This is a genomic window from Microcoleus sp. Z1_B2, assembly GCF_036700325.1.
GTDB lineage: Bacteria > Cyanobacteriota > Cyanobacteriia > Cyanobacteriales > Microcoleaceae > Microcoleus.
In genome coordinates this window covers 133704-154937 of record NZ_JAUBOQ010000009.1, presented here as the reverse complement: position 1 = coordinate 154937, position 21234 = coordinate 133704, and the positions used below count along the sequence as shown (strand labels likewise).

The window sequence follows — 21234 nt, the reverse complement described above, 5'->3', positions numbered from 1 at the left end:
GGTGGCTGCGGGCTTTTTCATTCGTTTATTTTACCAGCTTTTGACACTGAAGTTTTTTTGACCTGAATCCTTACCTACCATCATCAATCTCATAGCAATTATTAAAAGTCGCTGCTCTCCGTCAGGACAAGGCTGTGCGGTTTTCCTACTGTATTTGAACTGTATTTGATCCGATTGAAAACTGCTATAAAATTAGATGAGTCAAAGCGAGACAGTACGCTGCCGAGGCGATCGCTAAAAATACTCTTCAGATCAATCTGAGGGTAGACGGCAAGAGTTCAAATCCCCTGCTATCGTTGGAAATATAGCCCTACAGATTACAACTATTAGGTTATGAATGCTTGGCGCGATCGATTCAATCAATTTACAGGTAAAACTCGATTGGCAGTTTGCCGGGTGTTCGTTCACCTAACAGGCGAAGATGTTGCACCGCTGTTAGGAGTTCTCAACCGCACCGCCAGACAAGCAATTGATGCCGATGGCGACATAGCAGTTTTAGGAGAAGGTCTTGTAGAAATTTGCAATCACCTGTTGCAGTACGACAACTACTGGCAAGCAGCCGCCAATGAAGGCGATGTTTTTTGGAATGAAGGCGAAGCGGGCGATTATGTGGATGAACTTTTCATTGATTCAGCCGATCGCTATCTCAGCGAGCCTCAATACAGTACATCTGTTTACGATAAAAATTCCCCCTTGTCTTTGCCGGTAACTAGAAATGTGGTGGTGATGCTGACAGTTGCCTATGAAGGCGAAGTTCCGGCCCTAGAAACTGACCTTGCGGACATCAGCGCGCTGAAAGTCGGTTTAAAAGCACTGATTAATTTACATTACCAAGAAAGGCTCCGAGCTGTGCAAGTTCACTTTTCTCCCGCACAGTTGGGAGACGAACTTACCAACGACCAAGTGTTGGTCAATTTCCCCGAACTTATTCCCATTTAAGGAAGGAGTAATTAGTTATTAGTTATTAGTTATTAGTTATTTGCGGTGCCCAGAGCGGAGTCGAAGGGTTATTTGCTACCAATGCGCGATGCCCGATGCCCAATGCCCAATTACCAATTACTATTTATGATGCTGCGAAAACTGACAATTTATTTAATGGCTTTAACTTTTTTGTGGACGGCAACCGGCTGCGGTTCACCTCGCACACAAACTTCTACAAATCCTGCGGGAAATCCGAATATTAACACTGTGCGCCCTGCACCAAACAATAACTTGGCTCAAGGCCAATATCCCGTACAGCAAGTTACCTACAACGATGCTGATGGCGAATACAGTTTGATGTTGCTGAATACTCCCCCCGGCAGTCCCCCAGTTTACCGCACTAGGGATTTGCAAATGGCTCGCTTAACAAATGAAGAAATATCGGCAGGCAAGAAAAGTTATCTAAATGTGGAGAACAATCAAGCGGTTTTGCATTTGACAGAAGATTTTAAAATTGAGTACGTTCACAACGTTACCGAAACTGTTCCTAATCCTCAAACAGGTCAGCCACAAACCGTAGTAGTGCGGCAGCAATCTGGCTTCTGGGCACCGTTTGCTGGAGCTGTGGCCGGTCAGGCGATCGGCAGTTTGTTATTTAGACCGCGATATTATATGCCGCCAGTCTATCAGCCGGGGATTATGACAGGATATGGCGGGTATGGTAATACTTACAACCAAGCTGTTCAGCAATATCAAACTCGGTATCGAACTCCGCCTCCGGCTGTGAGAAACCGTCAAGTTTTAAGGACGACCGGCCGCTTGCGATCGCCCACCTACAACCAGCCAGTAAGACCCTCAGTACGTCCTAATGGCAATCGATCGACCGGTTCGGGCTACGGTGGCAGCACTTTGAGGCGATCGCCCAACTCAAATTCCCCCCAGCAAAGGCGGAGTCCGAGTTTTGGTAGTGGCAGGAATTCTCGTCAACCGAGTCGCAGTCGTTCTTTTGGCGGCAGAAGGCGTTAAGAATATCATGTTTCAAACTCAGGCCAAATGTATCCTGGCCTTCGATCATTGCTAATTCGAGGATTCCACTCTGGATTTATCGTCAGCAATTTAGGCCAGGGCTGTAAATCATTTGCCCTCAATTCCTGATGATAAAATCGGACGATCTCTTTGAAAAATTTCAACCGCAAAGGATGCAAAGTAAGAGATATCGCTATTATTTATGAGATGTGCCTGTACGTTTCAACTGCCACTCATGCGCCCTTCTTTTTGCAGCCTCGATACCACTTTTAGGTAGAAGTTCACCACGCCAGGGTTTCAGTGCTTCTGGATTTTCCACCACCCAATATTCATCAGCCCCATACCCCTCTTTTTTTTCTTCTTTTTCTTTTTTTATAGCTTTCTTCGCATTGAGCGATCCAATATGACCATTTACGGACGGTTCACCGCGCTTTTGCAGCGCTAACCCTCGCTTAATTTGATCGGGTTTAATTTTTGGCCAAATCTCTAAACATCGCTTAAGCATCAAATCCGTAGTGTAGTGCAGCCAAGGAGATTTACCAGAAGCCAAACCACAATCAAATTCATAATAATATTGAATACCCAGTTCAAACTTCTTGACAGAGCTTCCAAAACGATCGAAACAAGAGTTGATAATCTTATCTAAAATCGCCAGTCCAGACTGCTCAATAGTTAGGTCAAATCTCTGCCATTCATTATTTTGAATGTAAAGGCAGCGAAAAATATATAGCGTCTCAATAACTTTTGCAGTAGGTTTTCTTTCATTTAGCCGTTTTTCTAATTCTAAGTTAGTCATAAAGAGATCGAAGAGATCAAGCATTTTGCCAGAGCGTTCATTTTTTTGATTGTCATACCAATAACCTTCACTTAACCTAGAGTAAACCCACTTTAACTCCATCTTGACTTCCTTGAGCGTGGGCGGACAATTGGTCGTAATTGAGTACGAGGGCAAATCCAAACTTTGAGTGAGACCAATCGAGATTGGATTTGGTATTTGCAGCTTTGCCAAGCCACCAAATAACGTCAACTCCTGCATATAAGTAATCCTCTGTTCGTTTTTCAAGTTCTTCAACTGTTATTGAAGCTAGTTGGCACTCGTGAGCGACTATCCACCCGTTAGGAAACTTTGCTACAACATCAGCAATCCGCCTTACTTCAGGAATAGGAAACTCATATTCTATTTCGGCAAGGCTGTACTCTGGCAGTTCTGTCTTGAGAGTTTTTGCTATCAACTCTTTCCCTGCAAGATGTTCAGGACTTTCTGGATGGCTTTGGTAATCGCTTGTGCATTCTGCTTTGTGGGCAAAATGAGGTTTTTTGATCATCCCTTGCTTAATAATCATCGGACTACCACAAAGCTGACATACTAAGTCACCTGCTTGCAGTTCAGCACGAGGATTTTTCAATTTTGTAATGTCTACTCGTTCGTTAGTGCTTGCGATTTTGGCAATTAACGGCATGGTCACACCTCTAGTTAAACGATAGACAGAGAGCGTATTAAACAGTTTAAAGCCTTTCCATATAAAATGGCTATACTTAAATAAAGCATCTGTCCTTTCACGATCGGATAGCTGACATGACCCAAAGCCTCAACCCCACAACCTTACCTCCCGCCTTTCCCGATCACACCCAACTACCTGACTCCGACGGCACGTTTGTGAAAAACTTCCAAGAACATCCCCAGAGTATTCTACTCACCGACTCCCTGGAAACTACACTGCAAACCCTTCACCCCGACGGACAATATGCGATCGGGCAAGATAGCGGCATTTACTGGCGCGAAACCGATCCTCCAGAAAAGGGAGCCGAAGCGCCTGACTGGTTCTACGTTCCCAACGTCCCGCCCCTAATAGATGGGGAAATTCGCCGCTCTTACGTGATTTGGCGCGAGTATATTGTGCCATTAATTGCGATCGAATTTGCTAGTGGTAATGGCTGTGAAGAACGAAACAATACTCCCTTATCTCGCTTACCAGAAGGTGTCAACCAGAAACCCGGAAAGTTTTGGGTATACGAGCAGATTATTCACATTCCTTACTATGCGATATACATCATTAAAACGAGCGAATTGGAAGTCTATAACTGGGTGAATACTCGTTATCGCCGTTTGCAACCGAACGATCGCGGGCATTATCCGATCGACATGATGGGAGTAGAGTTAGGTGTGTGGGAAGGTAGCTATCAAAATCAGCATCAGCGATGGTTGCGTTGGTGGGATAATCAGGGGAATTTGTTGTTAACTGGTAGCGAACAAGCTAGACTCGAACGCCTCCATACCGAACAGGAACGCCAAAGGGCCGATCGCGCAGAACAAACCCAACGGGATGCTATTCCCCAACTGTTGGCAATGGGTTTAACTGTAGAGCAAGTGGCTCAGGCGCTGTCGCTGTCGGTGGAAGATGTACAGAGATTGGGCTGACAGTTAACTTTCATGATTCAGAAGCCAAATCTCTTTTCTCGAATTGCTGGCATTTCTACGATCGTCCTTTGTGCAGTCGGCGGATTGTTGTACGTCAAAAAACCCGTACAATCTATTCCCGCAAAACCAGCACCAGAGGAAATTGTACTAGATGCCGAAGTGCGATCGCTCCCCGGAAAACTCGACAGCATCCCCCTCTTCAACAGCAACAGTCCCGAATGGGTCAAAAAAGAAGGCATTTTGCTCTCCACGTTTCCCCCAGACGGCAAAAAAGTCCCCGCGGCTCACCTTAACTTCGCCTTTCAAGGGCAATTCAACCTGTTTGCTCACCACTTTTCTCACACTCCGCTGAATTTGAGAACTTTGTATATCGGCGCTTTGCTCTACAATCCCAGCTCCGAACCCGTGACGGTGGAAGTGTTACAGGCAGCCAGTTACCTGATGGAACCAGACGCACCGTTCAAACAAAAACCAGCACTAAGTGAGACTCCCAACGGCGAAGTATATTCCGGCCCTGGGATTCGCGCTGTCGATAACGTTTTGCGGGGAATGCGGCAGCCGGATTTTCCCGAAAAACTGCTGATTGCACCGGGAGAAACCGCATTGTTGATGAATCGCCCTATTCCCGTGCGGGGTCTGGAAAAGCCGATAAATGGTCGTTCTACCTTTGTGCAGCTCAAAAGTAGCGGCAAGGTTTATGCCGCTACTTTGGCAATGTATGCACCTCAAAATGCTGATGGGGGCGAGCGCGCGCCAACTCTGGAAGAATGGCAGCAATTGCTGAATAATGGCGGTTTGGCAGGCCCCCGCGACAAAACCCCGACTCCCCCCGACGCGACTTCGGGAAGCCTGATTTACGGCCGCGTAGCAGGGGTGCAGCAAGGTTCGGGATGGGAAGCGGAATTAGTCGATCGCGATGCTAAAAATCTGGCAATTCCCCAGACTGGAAAAGCGATATCCTATGGGATCTCTACCTTGCGCGGGGGCACTTTGGGAACCCAACAAGTGCAAGCCGGAAAAATGCTGGCGCGCTATCCCGACACCGCTTACGAAGCCCACGGCAATTACGGCGTACACTACAATCTGATTGTGCCGCTGCATAACACTGCCCAAAAACCGCAAACGGTAGCGGTGAGTTTGGAAACGCCTTTAAAAGAAGATCGACTCTCAAAAAATGGATTGCGATTTCGCCAACCTCCCCTAGATTTTCCCTATTTTCGAGGTACTGTGCGGCTGCGCTACCGAGATGATGGAGGTTACGATGTAACTCGCTACGTGCATTTGTGGCACCGTTTCGGTCAAGTTGTGGAACCGATGGTAAAGTTGAGGTTAGCTGCGACAGAAACGCGATCAGTAAAAGTTGATTTTATTTATCCTCCCGATTCCACGCCGCCGCAAGTATTGACAGTGAGAACTTTGGAATAGTTGATTTAGCCTTCTCTGTTTCCCCCAGACCCAAAAAATATGTGATTTAATTTCTACATTAGTATGTAGGTGACAATATGTCTTCTTCACAACCCCCGTCAGGGGAAAGAAATCCTCTAGGATTGGATGAATTGATTGCTATCTTGGTTGCCTTCGGCACGATGGGAGCAATTTTATTTTGGGTAACAGGTAAAAATCCCGATCGATTGAATGCCAGAAATTGGCAATTTCCAGCCGTTTTCTCTCAGCCTGCTGTTACTCCCGCGACTCCGGGAATATTAACGCCAGAATCGCCAAGTTCGGATTTGCGATCGCCCGCGACAACCCCCCTTCCGTCAAAACCAGATGTCGCACCTGTGGCACCTTTAGGGCCGATTTTACCGGCAACTCCTCCGGTGGGTGTAATCGTTGTTCCTCCGAAGCCAATTGCGCGATCGACTCCCGATCCAGCAATTACCAAACCGAAAGCCGATAAACCCAAAGCCGATAAACCCAAAGCCGATAAACCCAAAGTTGGGCCTGTTATATTATCCGATGTTCCCGACAAATATTGGGCGCGTCCGTTCATTGTCGCTTTAGTCGATCGCAAAATCTTTACTGATTTCACCGACAGCAAATTTCGTCCCGACGAACCGATGACGCGAGCCGAACTAGCGCGCTTAATTCAGCGAATGTCCGACGACAAAAAGCCGATCCGAAAACCGATTGATTTTAAAGACGTAAAAGACAAAAGTCCTGTAGCTCCGGCGATCGACCACACCGTCACAACTGGATATCTTAAAGGATACCCAAACAATGAGTTCCGTCCCGACAAAAATATTCCCCGTGTCGAAGTCATCGCAGCTTTAGCCAGCGGTTTGAGCCTGAAACCATCAACAAAAACAACCAAAACTTTACAAGTTTATACAGACAGGAAAAAAGTGCCGAAATGGGCAGTTAACAAAGTAGCATCAGCCACAGAAGCTGGCATTGTTGTCAACCACCCGAAGCGCGCACTTTTGCAGCCTAATAGAACAGCAACTCGCGCTGAAGTAGCAGCCATGATTTACCAAGCTATGGCAAAAAAAGGCCAAGTACCTGCAAAGGCTTCTGAGTATGTTGTGCGGCTTTAATTAGAGGAATGAAGCCCTTCTTTTTTCTATGAGTCTGACTTGGGCTTGCGGGTAGTCAGAAACCGGGTTTTTTGCGACAATACTTCCTCATAGCTGACAGAATCAGCCAAAAACCCGGTTTCTTGGGCTTGCGAGCCGTCAGAAACCGGGTTTTTTGCGACAATACTTCCTCATAGCTGACAGAATCAGCCAAAAACCCGGTTTCTTGGGTTTGCGGGCAGTTGAGATCGATGTTAAAATCACAGGAATCATGTCAAATCATCATTCCACACTCATTGATTCGATTTGAGGCAATTATTATGTATCATCAGATAAGACTTGGGGATAATCAGCTCGATAGCAGCGATATTCAAGAAACAGTAGTTATTGATACTGATGGAGAAGTGCTCTTCTATCCCAATTTTTTTAGCATCGAAGAAAGCGATCGTCTTTTTTCAGATTTATATTCTAGTATTAACTGGAAACAGGATATTATTCATTTTTATGGAAAAAAGATACCTTTACCCAGACTTACAGGTTGGTATGGAGATGAAGGCAAATCATATACATATTCCGGCATCGAACAGCATCCCGATCCTTGGACTCCCACACTCAAATTAATTAAATCAAAAGCTGAAGAGATATCAAAAGTTACTTTTAATAGCGTGCTTCTCAATCTATATCGTGATGGTAAAGATAGCGTTTCCTGGCATAGCGATGACGAGCCAGAATTAGGAAAAAATCCGATTATAGCCTCAATTAGCTTTGGGGCAACTCGCCGATTTTCCTTAAAGCATAAAATTTCAAAAGACTACAAAATTGATATAAATTTGCTCAATGGTAGTTTGCTGTTGATGAAAGGTGAAACCCAGCATTGCTGGCAACATCAAATTCCTAAAACTTCTAAATTTGTGGAACCAAGAATAAATCTAACTTTTAGAATCATCAAACCCGTTTAAAATAAAGAAAATAAAATTTCAGCGCTGCTATCAAATCAGGGTTAATTGAGTTATGAAAAATCTACTTTTATTAGGAACCTTAAGCTTTAGTATTGCTTTTTGTTTGGGTATAGCAGTAGAAAAAAATCTTCATAAAAGTGCTGTCATAGGTGGTATAGCGACAATTAGCACCCTTAGTAGTGCCTTCGTTTTAAGCAAAAAATCTGACCGAGAACTTGAAAATATCCGCAGCCATGCCGAAAATTTAAAAAGCATTGAAAATCAGATTTTAAGCCTGAAAAATAAAAGAATAAAACTTGTACAGGCAATTGATAGCAACACTAAATCAAAAGCCACGATTGAAGCAGAATACAACTCAATTGCGATTGAAGTCGAGCGGCTTAAAGAAGAAGTTAAATCTCTCAATCTACAGCGAAAAAGTCTGCACAATGTAATTGCTAAGCATAAAAATCAAGACATAAAAATTAAACCTAAAATTCCTGTTAAAACTGAAGTAGCAAAACCAATCAAAAAGACAACAAAGACAATATTGTACAATTGCATTTTAGATGGATTAGAAAATTCGACATACTTTTATCACAAAAACCACCAGGGAACCTTTGAAAACTATTTACAATCATTACAAAAACCCGCAGAAGCATTGTGGTATTCTTATAGATCGAATCAGGTTAAAGTAAATTATTCGGAGCCGTCAATTCAAGCAGTTTATTTGATGCGTTATTATCCCCATTATGCGTACATGAATTTTCAAATATTAGAAATGATACACGCTCAAAATTTATTGAAAAATCTAACAAACGAAACGCTAGAAGTATGCTTATTTGGTGCAGGGCCATGTCCAGAAATCGTAGGCTTAAGTAAATACTTATCAGATAAGTATCAAAACATTAAAAGATTAACTGTTAATGTATATGATATTGCTTCTGAGGAATGGACTTTAAGCAGAAATATTACCGAAAAATTTGTGATACCGGAATACTGGTCCGGAGATTTAAAGCTAAATAGTAATTACCTAGATTTATGCGAATCTAATTCTCTTTACTCAATCAAAACAACAATTCAAAAAAGCCAAATGTTCATTTTTCAAAATTGTCTAAATGAAATTTATAATATATCTACAGTTCAAACAAATCTCAATTTTTTGCTTAATGAAATACCTGTAGGTGGTGTAATAATAATTATTGATTTATGTAACTATAACCAAAACACCACCATAATCGATCGATTGAAAGAACAAGTAAGTAATCGAGATGATTTTGAAATTTATTGCCCTGAAGCTAAAGATACTAAAATTAAAGCTTGCTTTCCCATTCCACCACTAATCACACAACATCTCTTAACTGGAAAAGATAAGTTAGTACCTCGTAGTAAAGATATCGATTGTCTTTTTATAAGTTTGCACAAAATTAATCTAAAAGCTTTGTAATTGATATGAAATTCGGTTGCAAAGGCATCATTACGTTTGCTACCGCCTTAATTTTGAGGACTAAAGTTCTCACTCCGAACCAGTTTGTAGTAAGGACTTTAGTCCTTCTTTCTTAGTCCACGCTTGAGTGAACATAGAAACAAGTTAAATTAATCTTGAAACACCATAATACTGCCTGAATAGCAAGCTACCCAAACCTGATTAGTTTCTGGATCGTAGGTAATGCCGATTGGGCTTGAATTAACCTTCACTGTTTGCAGCACTTTCATATCGCTAGTCCTAACTTTGCTAACAGTATTCGAGAAATAGTTCACCACATAAAGCAGTTTTCCCTGATCGGAAATTGTCATGCTGCGAGGTGCTCTTCCTGTCGAAACTTTGTCCACCACTTTACCAGTTTGTAGGTCAATTTTGGCCACATTTCCTTCACCATTTAAAGTGGCATAAAGATACTTTCCGTTGGGATCGATCGTCAAATGACGCGGCGCATTGCCAATATTTATCAGCCATTCTACCGAAAAGTCTATGAGATTGACTTTCGCAATATTGGAAGAACCCATGATGGCAACATAGGCATTTTTTGAGTCGGGAGTAACAACAATACCGCGAGGATAGGCACCCAGTTTTACCCGCTCGATTTCGATGTTTTTATTGATATCAACTATGCTCAAATCCCAACTGCACCAATTGCTAGCGAGGGCGAAGCGATTGTCAGGCGAAACAGCATTGAATTTCGGCACTGCACCTACAGGAATTACCTTTTCTATTTTTAACGTTTTGGTATTGATGCGGTACAGAAAACTTTGGTCGTGTTTTGCGGCTGGAGAGCACCTGTCGGTTCCCGGATTGCTAAACCCCGAACCGTACATTTTGTAGTTGGAGACGTAGGCATATTTGCCATCGGTTGAAAAAGCTGCTTCTACGGGAGATCCTTTATAATTGCCTTTGAATTTAGAAAAGCCGAAATTCGACAAGTTTACTGTATCGGGAATAGTTTTGACTAAATTAAAGTTCCTGTCGTAAACTGTGATTGTGTGACGGTACATCATGTTTTGAGCAAAAAACAAGCCATCTCCCGAATAAACTATTGATTTGGGCGAGATGTTGCCGTAAATTGTTTTTTTCAAGGTCATTTTTCCTTGAGTGTTGTCGGGAGGATTTACTAGCCTTGTGGTTGGTGATTCACTTTTTATATCTTCGGAAGTTTCTGTTTTAAATGGTGGCAAGGAGGGTTCTTGGGACTGAGTTTTAGTTTGAGTTTCGAGTTCGTTTGTGTTTTCTGTGGCGCTAGGAGATGGCGAAGATTTATCGACATTTGGCGCGATTTTTTCCGCAGCTTCAATACTCCCCTCTTCCGGCTTACCTTTCAGCGCTGACAAGGTTTTAGGGCCGACAATTCCGTCAACTTTCAGGTTGTTCTCTGCTTGAAACTTTTTCACAGCAGCCTGGGTGAGAGCACCGTAAAATCCTGTAGCCTTACCGCGAAAATAGCCTGCGTTTTGTAGAGTTTTCTGAAGTTGGGCTACTTGGGGGCCTGAATCACCTTTTTTGATGGCGAGTGCGGGATTGACTAAATTTAAAATTGTGAGAGCGATCGTAAAGAAAAGTAAAGGAGCAGAGGCTAACTTTAGGTGCATTTTTGAGTTAGTTCTTTGAAGCAGACATCTTGTACCATTTTCATGAACAGGCAAGATGCCTGTTCCACAAGAGTTTAAGTTGTTGTTTGTGGGGAGTAGGGGTTGGGCATCTTGCCCGCCCTTGAAAGCCTGATTTGTAGCCGTTTCCCAAGTTTTAGCTAAATGTAGGTAGGCTAGTCCGTCCATAGTTTTTACCGGGTATTTTTGGTGCTATGATACACCAGTTAATACCATTTTAGATTTTAGATTTTAGATTTTAGATTTTAGATGGGGAATGACTTATGGAATATGGGTTTGCAGCTTGCCGACCGTTGCATTCTTTTTTCAAACTTGTATAACATTGATTAAAGGAAAAATCTTATAATCAAACTTAGGGTAAAATATCCTAGCAGTTTTGAGAGCAGTTTTTAATGGTGTAAGCAAGTAGGAGCGATCGACAATGTGGAGTGGGGAACAAACAACCGCAGAATCAACGACAAAAGAATCCCGCCAGACGTTGCTGGGGGACGGTTACGGGGGACTATGCCAGCGGGCTTGGGTAGAAATCGATTTAGCAGCTTTAACTCACAATGTAAAACAGCTTAAAAAGCTCTTATCTCCTCACACACAACTGATGGCAGTTGTGAAAGCGGATGCCTACGGGCATGGTGCTGTTGCAGTCAGTCAAACAGCATTGCAAGCAGGTGCTAGTTGGCTGGGAGTGGCGACAATTCCCGAAGGAATAGAATTGCGAGAAGCTGGGATAGAAGCGCCGATTTTGTTGTTGGGGGCAACCCATACAGCCCCACAGGTAAAGGCGATCGCCCATTGGCACTTGCAGCCCACTATTTGTACTGCCAAACAAGCCTTAATTTTTTCGGAAGTTCTCGCAGGCATTAACCAATCTTTGCCAGTTCACGCTAAGTTAGATACGGGAATGTCTCGCTTGGGTACGTCCTGGCAAGAAGCAACAGAATTTGTGCAATTAGTCAAGCGGTTGCCCAATTTAAAATTAGCCAGTATTTACTCTCACTTGGCGACTGCAGACAGTCCCGACCCCACAGTTATGAGAGAGCAGCACCAGCGGTTTCAACAGGCGATCGAGCAAATTAAAATAGCAGGAATTAACCCCCCTCGCCTCCACTTGGCAAACTCTGCTGCCGCCCTCGCTGACCCGGATTTGCACTACGATTTAGTGCGGGTCGGTTTAGCTACCTACGGTCTTTATCCAGCTCCTCACTTGCAGTCGAGATCCAATTTGAAGCCCGCAATGCAGGTAAAAGCTAGGGTAACGCAGGTAAAAACAATTGAAGCAGGAACCGGCGTCAGTTACGGCTATCAATTTATAGCTCAGCGGCAGACACAGATTGCCGTAATTGGTATCGGCTATGCAGATGGTATTCCCCGCAATCTTTCTAATAAAATGCAGGTTTTAGTCAGGGGTCAGTTCGTGCGGCAAGTGGGCGCGGTGACGATGGATCAATTAATGCTGGATGTAACTGATATTCCCGATTTAGAAGTCGGTGAAGTGGTGACTATTTTGGGCAAAGATGGGGAATATCACATTAGTGCTGACGATTGGGCCGCGACTTTAGGAACTATTTCGTGGGAAATTCTCTGCGGTTTTAAACACCGATTGCCCCGCGTAGCAGTACACTATTAAGAATAGTCCGGCAGGGGTTTAAACCCGTGCCTCATAGCCAAAGTCGGTTGAAACCGACTCAAGAGTTTGAAGGATAAAATTATCGACAGTCCGGCAGGGGTTTAAACCCCTGCCTCATAGCAAAAGTCGGTTGAAACCGACTCAAGAGTTTGAAGGATAAAATTATCGACTTTAGTCCTCTTCTAGAGGACTTCCGCTATGAGACAGGGGTTTTAAACCCCTGTCGGACTCTCCGACTTATGCAGAAGACTGAGACTGCAATTCTCAATTTCTACTTCCCAATTCCCAATTGATATGACAGTTATTCAGACGTTTTTACCCATAGCTCAAACCTTCTATTCTCAGCTAAATGCAGAAAGAACACAAGCCTTGGAAGTAGCCCAAGAATTCTCGAAAAAATTCGTAGAATTGGGGTTTAAAATTGTACCTCAACTGCTGTGGGCGATCGGCATTTTGTTAATTACGCGATTTGCGATCGGCTTTGCGGGCCGCGTGACTCGCCGAGCACTGAGTCGCACCGAAGCCACACTGCGGAAATTCTTAGTTCAAGCTGCTGAAATTACGATTTTGGTAGTGGGAGTAGTCGCTGCTTTGAGTCAGTTGGGAATTCAAACTACCAGTGTGGTTGCGGTGGTGGGTGCGGCGGGTTTGGCCATTGGTTTGGCGTGGCAAAATACTTTGTCCCACTTTGCTGCTGGGGTAATGTTGATTAGTTTGCGGCCCTTTGAAGTCGGGGATGGGATTGAAGCTGGCGATGTTAAGGGAGTGGTGGACAGCATCGGGATTTTTTCAACCACCGTGGTGACAGACGATCGCATAAAAATTATTGTCCCGAACAATCAGTTGTTTAACGGTACACTGAAAAATACAACGGCAATGGGAACGAGGCGAGTAGACTTGAAGATTGATATTGGCGATCGGCCAATTCGTCCAACTGTAGCTGAGTTATTAGAAATTGCCCACTCTCACCCGCTGGTGTTGGAGAATCCGCCCCCGACTTGTTTGGTGGTCGAGATTACTCCCGATACAACTATTTTATCTCTCCGACCTTGGTGCGCGTCGGTGGCCTACGAACAAGTGCGATCGCAAGTTCAACAATACGTCAAAGAGGCAATGGATGCCGACAAAAATCAAGAACAATAGATATACAGCGGTTTTCGCTGTTATGAGGTACAATCAATAATAATGAAATATCATTATGTAATCAAAGCTAATGAAAGCATATTCACTCGATCTTAGAGAAAAAATAGTGACAGCACATTTAGTAGGCAAAATGTCAATCAGGAAAGTAGCCACCCAATTTGGTGTCACTAAAAGTCTAGTTCAAAAACTGGTTAAGCAACAACAAACTGAGGGAAATTTACAACCCAAACAAAGAGGAAAACCGCAATTCAGCCATCTGACTTCTTCAGATGTAGAAGTCAGAGCACTGGTGGCAGAGCATCCCGATGCCACGTTGGTTGAGTTCTGTGAATTATTTGCAGAAAAGACTGGAAATTGGGTGAGTCGGGCAGCAATGTGTCGCTGCTTACAAAAATTAGAGCTAAATCGCAAAAAAAAACATGGTATAGTAGCCAAGCTAGGACAGAAAGAGTCCAAAAATTGAGAGTAGAGTATTGGGAGAGAATCAAGGATATCGAGCCTGAAAACCTAGTATTTTTAGATGAAACAGGTATTCTATTGGGTTTAGCCAGAACTCATTCTCGTTCTATGCCTGGAACAAGAGTTGCTGATATCAAACCATTTTATCGAGGGGCAAAGGTCACAGCTATTGGCGCAATTACTATTAATAAAGTGCTAGCATTAATGACAATGAATGATTCAATGGACGGAGCAGCATTTGCCGTATTTATTGAGAAATTTTTATGTCCTGAATTATGGAAAGGAGCAGTAGTAGTTATGGATAATTTACCCGCCCATAAATTAGCATCAATTGTGCCAATGATTGAATCTGTAGGTGCGAGTGTAATTTGCTTATCTCCGTATTCTCCAGATTTTAACCCCATTGAACTTTGGTGGTCACAACTCAAATCTTTTTTACGAAGTTTCGCTCCAACTACCACATCAATGATTGATAAAATTATTGCAGTTGCCCTCAAGTTAATGAACCCTAAACATTTAAGAAATTGGTTTGCTAATTGCTGCTACTGTACCTCATAACAGCGGGAACCGCTGTAAATCTAAAATCTAAAACCCAACATTTATCCGAGGTATTTCCCATGAGCAAGTGGTATCCGCAGCAAATTTTGCAAGAACCCGGTGTCAGAATCACCGCAACCGAAAAACAAACAATTCTTAGCAAATTTCCGCCTCCCGACGACAACGGTCAAATCTATGCCGACGGCGTTTTTGAAGGCGGCGGCGTGCGCGGAGTTGCGTTTTTAGGAGCACTCAGGTGCTGTAGCGATTTGGGCATCCAGTGGCGAAAATTGGCCGGCACTTCGGCAGGTGCAATTACTGCCGCAGTATTGGCAACCGACTTGTCAATAGATGATTTAGAGGAAATTTTAGGACAGCTCGATTACAGCATATTTTTAACTCAAAAAAACAGTCCTCTAATTTTAAACGGCGACCCCGCCGACGACTTGCAATCTCCTGCTTGGACTCTACTTTTCTTAACAGTTAGCCGTCAGATGGGAGAATATTCGGCGCAACCGTTCCGGCAGTGGCTGGAAGCAATGCTCGGTCGAGGTAAATTGCACACTTTTGCCGATGTCAAACAAATCGTAAAAGAGCGGGAATTAAAAGTAGTAGTATCCAACCTCAGTCGCGGTGAAATGTTGGTGCTGCCCGACGACTTACACCGACGCGAATCTACCGATTCCGATCCTTTGTACGAGCAGTTGCGACTCAAAAGGGCTGAAGATTTTAGCGTTGCTGAAGCCGTTCGGTTGTCGATGAGTATTCCGCTATTTTTTGAACCGGGAAAACTCGGCGATGACTTAATTGTAGATGGCGGAATTTTGAGCAATTTCCCCCTGTGGATTTATGACAAACAATCCGTCGGTGCGACTCCTGCTATGCCGCGCTGGTTTACCTTTGGGTTTCGATTAGTCGATACCGGAATTGAGACTAAAGTTAAGATTGATACTCCGCTGTCGATGCTGGCGGCGATGTTCCGAACGATGATGAAAGCAAGAGACCGCTATCACCAGCGAGAAATGGATAAGGGCAGGGTGATTAATATTGATGTGACTGACGCTGGGGTGACGACGACGGACTTTAATCTCGATGGCGATCGCAAGGCTCACCTGTACCGCTTGGGGTATTTGTATACTAAGAGGTTCTTTTTGAGTTCCAATTTTAGTTGGGAAAAACACTTGAAGGCTAGGGGCTTTGGGGAAGAGGCTGGAGGTTGAGGTCGCGAAAAGTATACAGAGTAAGGGATTGAGGAATTTTTAAATTAGGGGTTGGCAAGAATAAGATGTGTGTGCTATAGTTAGTTACTGTCATCTTGGAGAGGTGGCTGAGTGGTCGAAAGCGGCAGATTGCTAATCTGTTAAGGGTGTTAACATCCTTCGAGGGTTCAAATCCCTCCCTCTCCGTTTTAGAGCTTCTAGGAAAAAGTTCCTTTTAATCAAATTTTTGGACGGGCTAGAAGCCCATCCCACAAGAAAATTTTGTGGGATGGGCTTCTAGCCCGTCCCAATTATTTTTGCAGTTCAAGTCTAGTCTAGCCGCAATAATCAACTACTAAATCTAATTAAGCACTTTCATCGCTTCGACAACTTGCCGCGAGATAAATGGCAAAATTTCTTCATTCTTGCTATTCTCTTTCCCCTCGGTAAATACAACCAACAAATACGGCCGTAAGCCCTCTATTTCAATATAAGCAGCATCGTGACGAACTTGACTTGTCAGTCCGGCTTTTGACCACAATTTTGCTGATTCTGGCAATCCGCCACCTAAAAAACCCGTTACTTGATTTTCAGGATCTGCCTCTAATTCTGCTGGGTCTAAACTGCGTTTCATTAAACCCATCATTTCTTGCGATGCTTGGGCAGAAACAGCTACGCCGCCGATTATACTGTGCAGCAAACGCGCCGCTGCATTTGTGGTCAGCATATTTCTATGTTCCATTAATTCTCCTAGACAAGCTCGCTCGCGACCATAGGGGCCGTCACACCAGGTTTTCTGATTGACGTTAATATTTTGTAATTCCGGCCAATCCAATGATTGAAAGTAACGGTTGACGATGTTTCGCTGCTGTTTCCAACTTTCAAAGGGGCCTGGTGATAATTCTGGGCCACTGGTGGTGCCGGTGAGGGCGTCTACTACTAAACTTGTGGCGTCGTTGCTGGAATCAACTATCATATCTCGGACGGCGCGTTCTAATTCTGGCGATGTTTGAATCATGCCTTTTTGCGCCCATTCCCAGATGGCAACGAGGTAGAATAATTTGACGATGCTGGCTGGATAAATTCGTTCGGAACCTCTGGCGCTAAAACCTCGCGGTTGATACTTCCAAAATTCTTCTGGACTCAGGGCGCCGCCTGTATTGACTCGCACCGGGGGATCGTAGACTATCCAGGTAATGGCTGTACGATCGCCGCTTAATCCTGTAAATTCTGCTTTGGCTGCGTCTATAATGCTACTGCCGAGGGTTTCTAATTGTTCGTCTTTGTGAAAAAATGTCATGGTTAATGGCTGACGGTTAACGGTTAACGGCTAACTAATGGCAATCTATCGTTAAATGCGAACAATAAATGCGAACAATTAACAGCAAACAATGAGCAATTAGCAATGGCCAATTATCAATTATCTGATGTTGTGGAGTACCGGGCCCGATCGCACATAAATATTTACGATTCCCCAAAGTGCGATCGATTGGCAACTCAAGCAGCGCTGGGGCGGCATTTGCGAGTTGTTGACCCCCCCCAGCCCCCCCTTATCAAGGGGGGGAGAAATGCCATAGACTCGGTTGTTGAGGGGGATACAACGGCTGTGATGGTGCGACTGTGCGAAGATGATTATCCGGGATGGCTGGATCTTCGAGATGTCGAGTTGCTCGATGTGGCAGAAACAGTGTATCATCCTCTGGTGGTTTCTGAGGCAGAAATCAAGGAAAAATTACCAATTGTAATTACTTTCGCTCGCGAGGCTATGCACCAATCCAATTATTATCTTTGGGGCGGTACAGTCGGGCCAAATTATGATTGTTCCGGCTTGATGCAAGCTGCTTTTGTGGCTGCGGGCATCTGGTTGCCGAGGGATGCTTATCAGCAGGAAGCTTTTACTAAACCGATTAGTATCAGTGCTTTAGAACCGGGGGATTTAGTATTTTTTGGTACGCCAGAAAAAGCAACTCATGTAGGATTATATCTCGGAGATAATCGCTACATTCACAGTTCGGGACAAGCACAAGGTCGCAATGGTATCGGTATCGATGTTTTGTCGGAGGATGGCGATCGAGTCAGTCAAGCTTATTACCAGCAATTGCGGGGATATGGTAAAGTTGTGGCAAGTTATCAACCTAGTTAGTTGTTGACGGTTGACTGTTGACGGTTGACGGTTGACTGTTAATATTATCGAATAAAAAAATGGACGCTGCATTATTTTTGGAAAAATTGGCTGCACAGCAGGCTGGCGCGGAGGTTGTTCTCGACGTTTCAGTGGTGGTGCCGGTGTATAATGAGGTGGAAAGTTTGCCTCATTTGATTGAGGCGATCGCCTCTTCTATCCAACCATCTGGACTCAGCTATCAAATTATTTGTGTAGATGACGGTTCTAAGGACGGTTCGGGTGCACTTCTCCAGCAGTTAGCCAGCACTCGCGATGACCTTTGTGCTGTAATTTTGCGCCGCAATTACGGGCAAACTGCTGCCATGTCGGCAGGTTTCGATCGCGCTCGCGGTCGTGCTATTGTTACCCTAGACGGCGATTTGCAAAATGACCCGGCTGATATTCCGCTATTGTTGGAAAAGTTAGATGAAGGCTACGATTTAGTCAGTGGCTGGCGCAAAAATAGGCAAGACAATACTATTAGCCGGTTGATTCCTTCTAAAATTGCTAACTGGTTAATTGGTCGCGTTACAGGCGTAACTTTGCACGACTACGGCTGTTCTTTGAAAGCTTATAAATCCGAGTTGGTAGCAGACTTGAATCTCTACGGGGAATTGCACCGCTTTTTGCCAGCGTTGGCGTTTATTGAAGGGGCGAGAATTGCAGAACTGCCGGTGCGACACCACGCCCGCCGTTTCGGTCAAAGTAAGTACGGAATTTGGCGAACTTTTCGGGTGTTGATGGATTTGTTAACTATTTCTTTTATGAAAAAGTTCCTGACTCGACCAATGCACGTTTTTGGACTTTTGGGATTGGGTTCTATGACGTTGGGAACGGTTTTAGGAATATATTTGACTTTCGTGAAATTTGGCCTCGGTCAAAGTATTGGCAATCGTCCTTTGCTGATTTTGGCTGTGGTTTTGCTGTTAACTGGCGTGCAGTTATTTTGTTTTGGTTTGCTGGCGGAAGTGATGATGCGGACTTATCACGAGTCGCAGGGAAAACCGATTTATCGGGTGCGCGAGGTATTTGGTTCTAAGTAACTAAATGACTTTTTTTCATCTTTCCGATCCCCCCTAGCCCCCCTTAATAAAGGGGGGGACAAGAGTATCTTCATAGTCGCACTTATTAAGGGGAATTTAGGGGGATCGAGACTTTGATAAAAATGAGAGAGATAGTGGGTTTTAGGCTTAAGTTGACACCAATACTTTCTAACTCATCACTTTTTGAGCTTGTCGGAGAGATTGAATAGTTGCGATCGCGTGTTGGGAAACTGCATCTATTTCTGCTTCGGTATTGAACCGGCCAATACCAAACCGAATTGAAGCATAAGCTAATTTGTCCGATCGCCCGATCGCTGCTAAAACATGAGATGGCGATATTTTCGCCGAAGTGCAAGCAGAGCCCGAAGAAACCGCAGCCGCCGATTGCAAACCCAACATCAACGCTTGACCGTCAACGCCACCTACACTAATATTGAGATTCCCCGGCAATCTCTTCGTAGCGTGACCGTTGAGAACAACATCGCCTAATTCACTCAAATTTTCCCACAAACGCTGCCGCAAATTAACCACTCGTTCTGTTTCCGATGGCATTTCCGCAATTGCCAATTCTACTGCTTTGGCAAACCCAACTATTTGCGGTGGGTAGAGAGTTCCCGATCGCATTCCCCGTTCATGACCTCCTCCGTGCATTTGCGGCGCTAGCTGCACTCTCGGTTTGTTGCGACGCACGTAGAGAGCACCGATGCCTTTTGGCCCGTAGATTTTGTGGGCTGTCAAGGACATTAGATCGATATTCATCTCCTCTACATCCAGGGGAATTTTGCCGATCGCCTGTGCCGCATCTGTGTGAAAAAGAATGTCATTTCCCCGACAAATTGCAGCAATTTCTGCGATCGGCTGAATGACGCCAATCTCATTATTTGCCGTCATCACTGAAACCAAAATTGTCTCTGCCCGAATCGCTTTGATCAAATCGCCTATATCAATCAGCCCGTCGCTTTTCACTGGTAAAACAGTAATGTCAAACCCCAATTTTTGCAAATAGGTACAGGGGTCGAGAATAGCATTATGTTCGGTTTTTACTGTGATAATGTGCTTTCCTTTGCTGAAATAAGCTTCGGCGATACCTTTGATCGCTAAGTTATTTGCTTCGGTTGCACCGCTGGTAAAAACAATTTCTTCGGGGGAAGCATTGATCGCTTCTGCTAAAATTTGTCGTGACTGTTTAACCGCTGCTTCTGCTTCCCAGCCGTAGACGTGGCTGATGCTGGCTGCGTTGCCGAACTGTTCGGTAAAATACGGCAGCATCGCCTCAAGTACCCGTTGGTCTACGGGGGTTGTGGCGTGGTTGTCGAGGTATATAGGACGTGCGGACATAGTGCAGTTTTGGTTGAAAAAAGTGTTAGGTTTATTGTAGACGAGCCCCTTGTTCTACTACAAAACTTTATAATTAAGAAATATTTGTGAAGATTTATGCGAGCTGACATTCAGGGATTAGAAATTACTGTTGGTGAACTCAAGCACCTCACCGGCGCGGGGCCCGATCGCGTATACCGCCCGCCGACAGCGACTAAGTTTGCCCGCGAAGCTTTGAAAACAGCCGGTTTAATAGTTTTGGTTCTAATCAGTTGTTGGCTGCTAGTTGCGATATTTCCTAGAGCTTATTTGTTGTGGTTCGCCCTCCACTTCGCTGCGATCGTCGGTTTAATCCTTGATGATGCGTGGAAAATTCAGTGCAGCCGCCAAAACAAACATTTAATTAATCTTTTTGATGATGTCGATCGCTATAATGGTATAATCGAAGCGATAGAAATTAACGATAGGATAGAAGATGCCGGCAATGCGGCAGTCAAAATCGGCGATCGAGCAAAAGTTATTGCAGCCTTGCAGCTAATCAGAGAGGATTTAGTTCGAGCTTTGAAAACCGAAAGAATTCTCAGGGAAAACAAAAAATTTGTCGCTACTAACTCCGAATTGTTTACCAATAATTTGAAAAGTTTGAATTCCCTGCAAATTAGCGATCGAGCCACAGAACAAGGGCGATTGCTAAACGAAGCTTTGCAGATAGCCGTGGGGGTTCAAGCAGAAATGAAAAAGTTGCAAGATCGAAAGGCTGCTAATTAAAAAAATGGCAGAAGTTAGTAGCGTACACGGCGGAGGGCGCCTCTTACCCATTAGCAAT

General features: G+C 44.3%; 20 protein-coding genes and 1 tRNA gene. 16 read left to right on the top strand and 5 right to left on the bottom strand.

Going from position 1 to position 21234, the window contains the following annotated elements:
- Nucleotides 1-333 precede the first annotated feature (333 nt).
- Together QT984_RS07500 and QT984_RS07495 are read left to right on the top strand one after the other, a co-directional pair.
- On the top strand, nt 334-939 hold the full coding sequence (locus tag QT984_RS07500) for a DUF1517 domain-containing protein (protein ID WP_333058150.1): 606 nt from the start codon (nt 334-336) through the stop codon (nt 937-939).
- A 126-nt stretch (nt 940-1065) separates the two neighbouring features.
- Nucleotides 1066-1947, top strand: a complete 882-nt coding sequence (locus tag QT984_RS07495) for a hypothetical protein (protein ID WP_333058161.1) — start codon at nt 1066-1068, stop codon at nt 1945-1947.
- Nucleotides 1948-2143: 196 nt separating this feature from the next.
- On the opposite strand, the gene QT984_RS07490 is transcribed toward QT984_RS07495, so the two are convergent.
- Nucleotides 2144-2845 carry a hypothetical protein gene (locus QT984_RS07490; protein ID WP_333058151.1) on the bottom strand — a complete coding sequence of 234 codons (702 nt, stop codon included), beginning with the start codon at nt 2843-2845 and terminating at the stop codon, nt 2144-2146.
- The gene (locus QT984_RS07485) at nt 2820-3407 is read right to left on the bottom strand and encodes a competence protein CoiA family protein (protein ID WP_333058152.1); all 588 of its coding nucleotides are present in this window, start codon (nt 3405-3407) and stop codon (nt 2820-2822) included. Before QT984_RS07485 ends, QT984_RS07490 begins: the two co-directional genes overlap by 26 nt.
- A 116-nt stretch (nt 3408-3523) precedes the next feature.
- Between QT984_RS07485 and QT984_RS07480 the strand changes: the two genes are divergently transcribed.
- From QT984_RS07480 to QT984_RS07460, 5 genes are all read left to right on the top strand, one after another.
- Complete coding sequence (locus QT984_RS07480; protein ID WP_333058153.1) at nt 3524-4366, top strand: Uma2 family endonuclease; 843 nt, start codon at nt 3524-3526, stop codon at nt 4364-4366.
- A gap of 12 nt (nt 4367-4378) precedes the next feature.
- Nucleotides 4379-5791: a DUF3370 domain-containing protein gene (locus QT984_RS07475; RefSeq protein ID WP_333058154.1), complete on the top strand. Its 1413-nt coding sequence runs from the start codon at nt 4379-4381 to the stop codon at nt 5789-5791.
- A 77-nt stretch (nt 5792-5868) separates the two neighbouring features.
- Nucleotides 5869-6903 (top strand): S-layer homology domain-containing protein, encoded by a 1035-nt coding sequence (locus QT984_RS07470; RefSeq protein ID WP_333058155.1) that lies wholly within the window; start codon nt 5869-5871, stop codon nt 6901-6903.
- A gap of 230 nt (nt 6904-7133) precedes the next feature.
- A complete protein-coding gene (locus tag QT984_RS07465) occupies nt 7134-7841 on the top strand; it encodes an alpha-ketoglutarate-dependent dioxygenase AlkB (RefSeq protein ID WP_333233773.1) in 708 nt (235 codons plus the stop codon).
- Between the two features lie 52 nt (nt 7842-7893).
- Complete coding sequence (locus QT984_RS07460) at nt 7894-9267, top strand: hypothetical protein (protein WP_333207801.1); 1374 nt, start codon at nt 7894-7896, stop codon at nt 9265-9267.
- Between the two features lie 149 nt (nt 9268-9416).
- Here the strand turns inward: QT984_RS07460 and QT984_RS07455 are convergent, their stop codons facing one another.
- Complete coding sequence (locus tag QT984_RS07455; protein ID WP_333373685.1) at nt 9417-11090, bottom strand: peptidoglycan-binding protein; 1674 nt, start codon at nt 11088-11090, stop codon at nt 9417-9419.
- Nucleotides 11091-11343: 253 nt separating this feature from the next.
- Here QT984_RS07455 and alr point away from each other — a divergent pair, with 253 nt between their 5' ends.
- The 6 genes from alr to QT984_RS07425 all read left to right on the top strand — a co-directional run bounded on the left by alr (nt 11344) and on the right by QT984_RS07425 (nt 16091).
- Entirely contained in the window at nt 11344-12546 is a 1203-nt protein-coding gene (gene alr, locus QT984_RS07450) for an alanine racemase (protein ID WP_333262154.1), read from the top strand.
- Between the two features lie 294 nt (nt 12547-12840).
- Nucleotides 12841-13689 carry a mechanosensitive ion channel family protein gene (locus QT984_RS07445; RefSeq protein WP_333373681.1) on the top strand — a complete coding sequence of 283 codons (849 nt, stop codon included), beginning with the start codon at nt 12841-12843 and terminating at the stop codon, nt 13687-13689.
- A gap of 70 nt (nt 13690-13759) precedes the next feature.
- On the top strand, nt 13760-14152 hold the full coding sequence (locus QT984_RS07440) for a transposase (protein ID WP_333373678.1): 393 nt from the start codon (nt 13760-13762) through the stop codon (nt 14150-14152).
- Nucleotides 14065-14706 (top strand): IS630 family transposase, encoded by a 642-nt coding sequence (locus QT984_RS07435; RefSeq protein ID WP_333058682.1) that lies wholly within the window; start codon nt 14065-14067, stop codon nt 14704-14706. The genes QT984_RS07440 and QT984_RS07435 overlap by 88 nt, the downstream gene beginning before the upstream one ends.
- A gap of 59 nt (nt 14707-14765) precedes the next feature.
- The gene (locus QT984_RS07430; protein ID WP_333056420.1) at nt 14766-15905 is read left to right on the top strand and encodes a patatin-like phospholipase family protein; all 1140 of its coding nucleotides are present in this window, start codon (nt 14766-14768) and stop codon (nt 15903-15905) included.
- 97 nt (nt 15906-16002) lie between these two features.
- Nucleotides 16003-16091: transfer RNA gene (locus QT984_RS07425), tRNA-Ser, on the top strand.
- 154 nt (nt 16092-16245) lie between these two features.
- Here the strand turns inward: QT984_RS07425 and QT984_RS07420 are convergent.
- On the bottom strand, nt 16246-17184 hold the full coding sequence (locus QT984_RS07420; RefSeq protein WP_333261373.1) for a serine hydrolase: 939 nt from the start codon (nt 17182-17184) through the stop codon (nt 16246-16248).
- A gap of 105 nt (nt 17185-17289) precedes the next feature.
- Between QT984_RS07420 and QT984_RS07415 the strand changes: the two genes are divergently transcribed.
- Together QT984_RS07415 and QT984_RS07410 are read left to right on the top strand one after the other, a co-directional pair.
- Nucleotides 17290-18027, top strand: a complete 738-nt coding sequence (locus QT984_RS07415; protein ID WP_333233685.1) for a C40 family peptidase — start codon at nt 17290-17292, stop codon at nt 18025-18027.
- A gap of 59 nt (nt 18028-18086) precedes the next feature.
- On the top strand, nt 18087-19091 hold the full coding sequence (locus tag QT984_RS07410) for a glycosyltransferase family 2 protein (RefSeq protein WP_333056417.1): 1005 nt from the start codon (nt 18087-18089) through the stop codon (nt 19089-19091).
- A 168-nt stretch (nt 19092-19259) separates the two neighbouring features.
- Here QT984_RS07410 and QT984_RS07405 read toward each other — a convergent pair whose 3' ends face one another.
- Entirely contained in the window at nt 19260-20429 is a 1170-nt protein-coding gene (locus tag QT984_RS07405) for an IscS subfamily cysteine desulfurase (RefSeq protein WP_333056416.1), read from the bottom strand.
- A gap of 96 nt (nt 20430-20525) precedes the next feature.
- Here QT984_RS07405 and QT984_RS07400 point away from each other — a divergent pair, with 96 nt between their 5' ends.
- A complete protein-coding gene (locus QT984_RS07400; protein WP_333056415.1) occupies nt 20526-21176 on the top strand; it encodes a hypothetical protein in 651 nt (216 codons plus the stop codon).
- Nucleotides 21177-21234 lie beyond the last annotated feature (58 nt).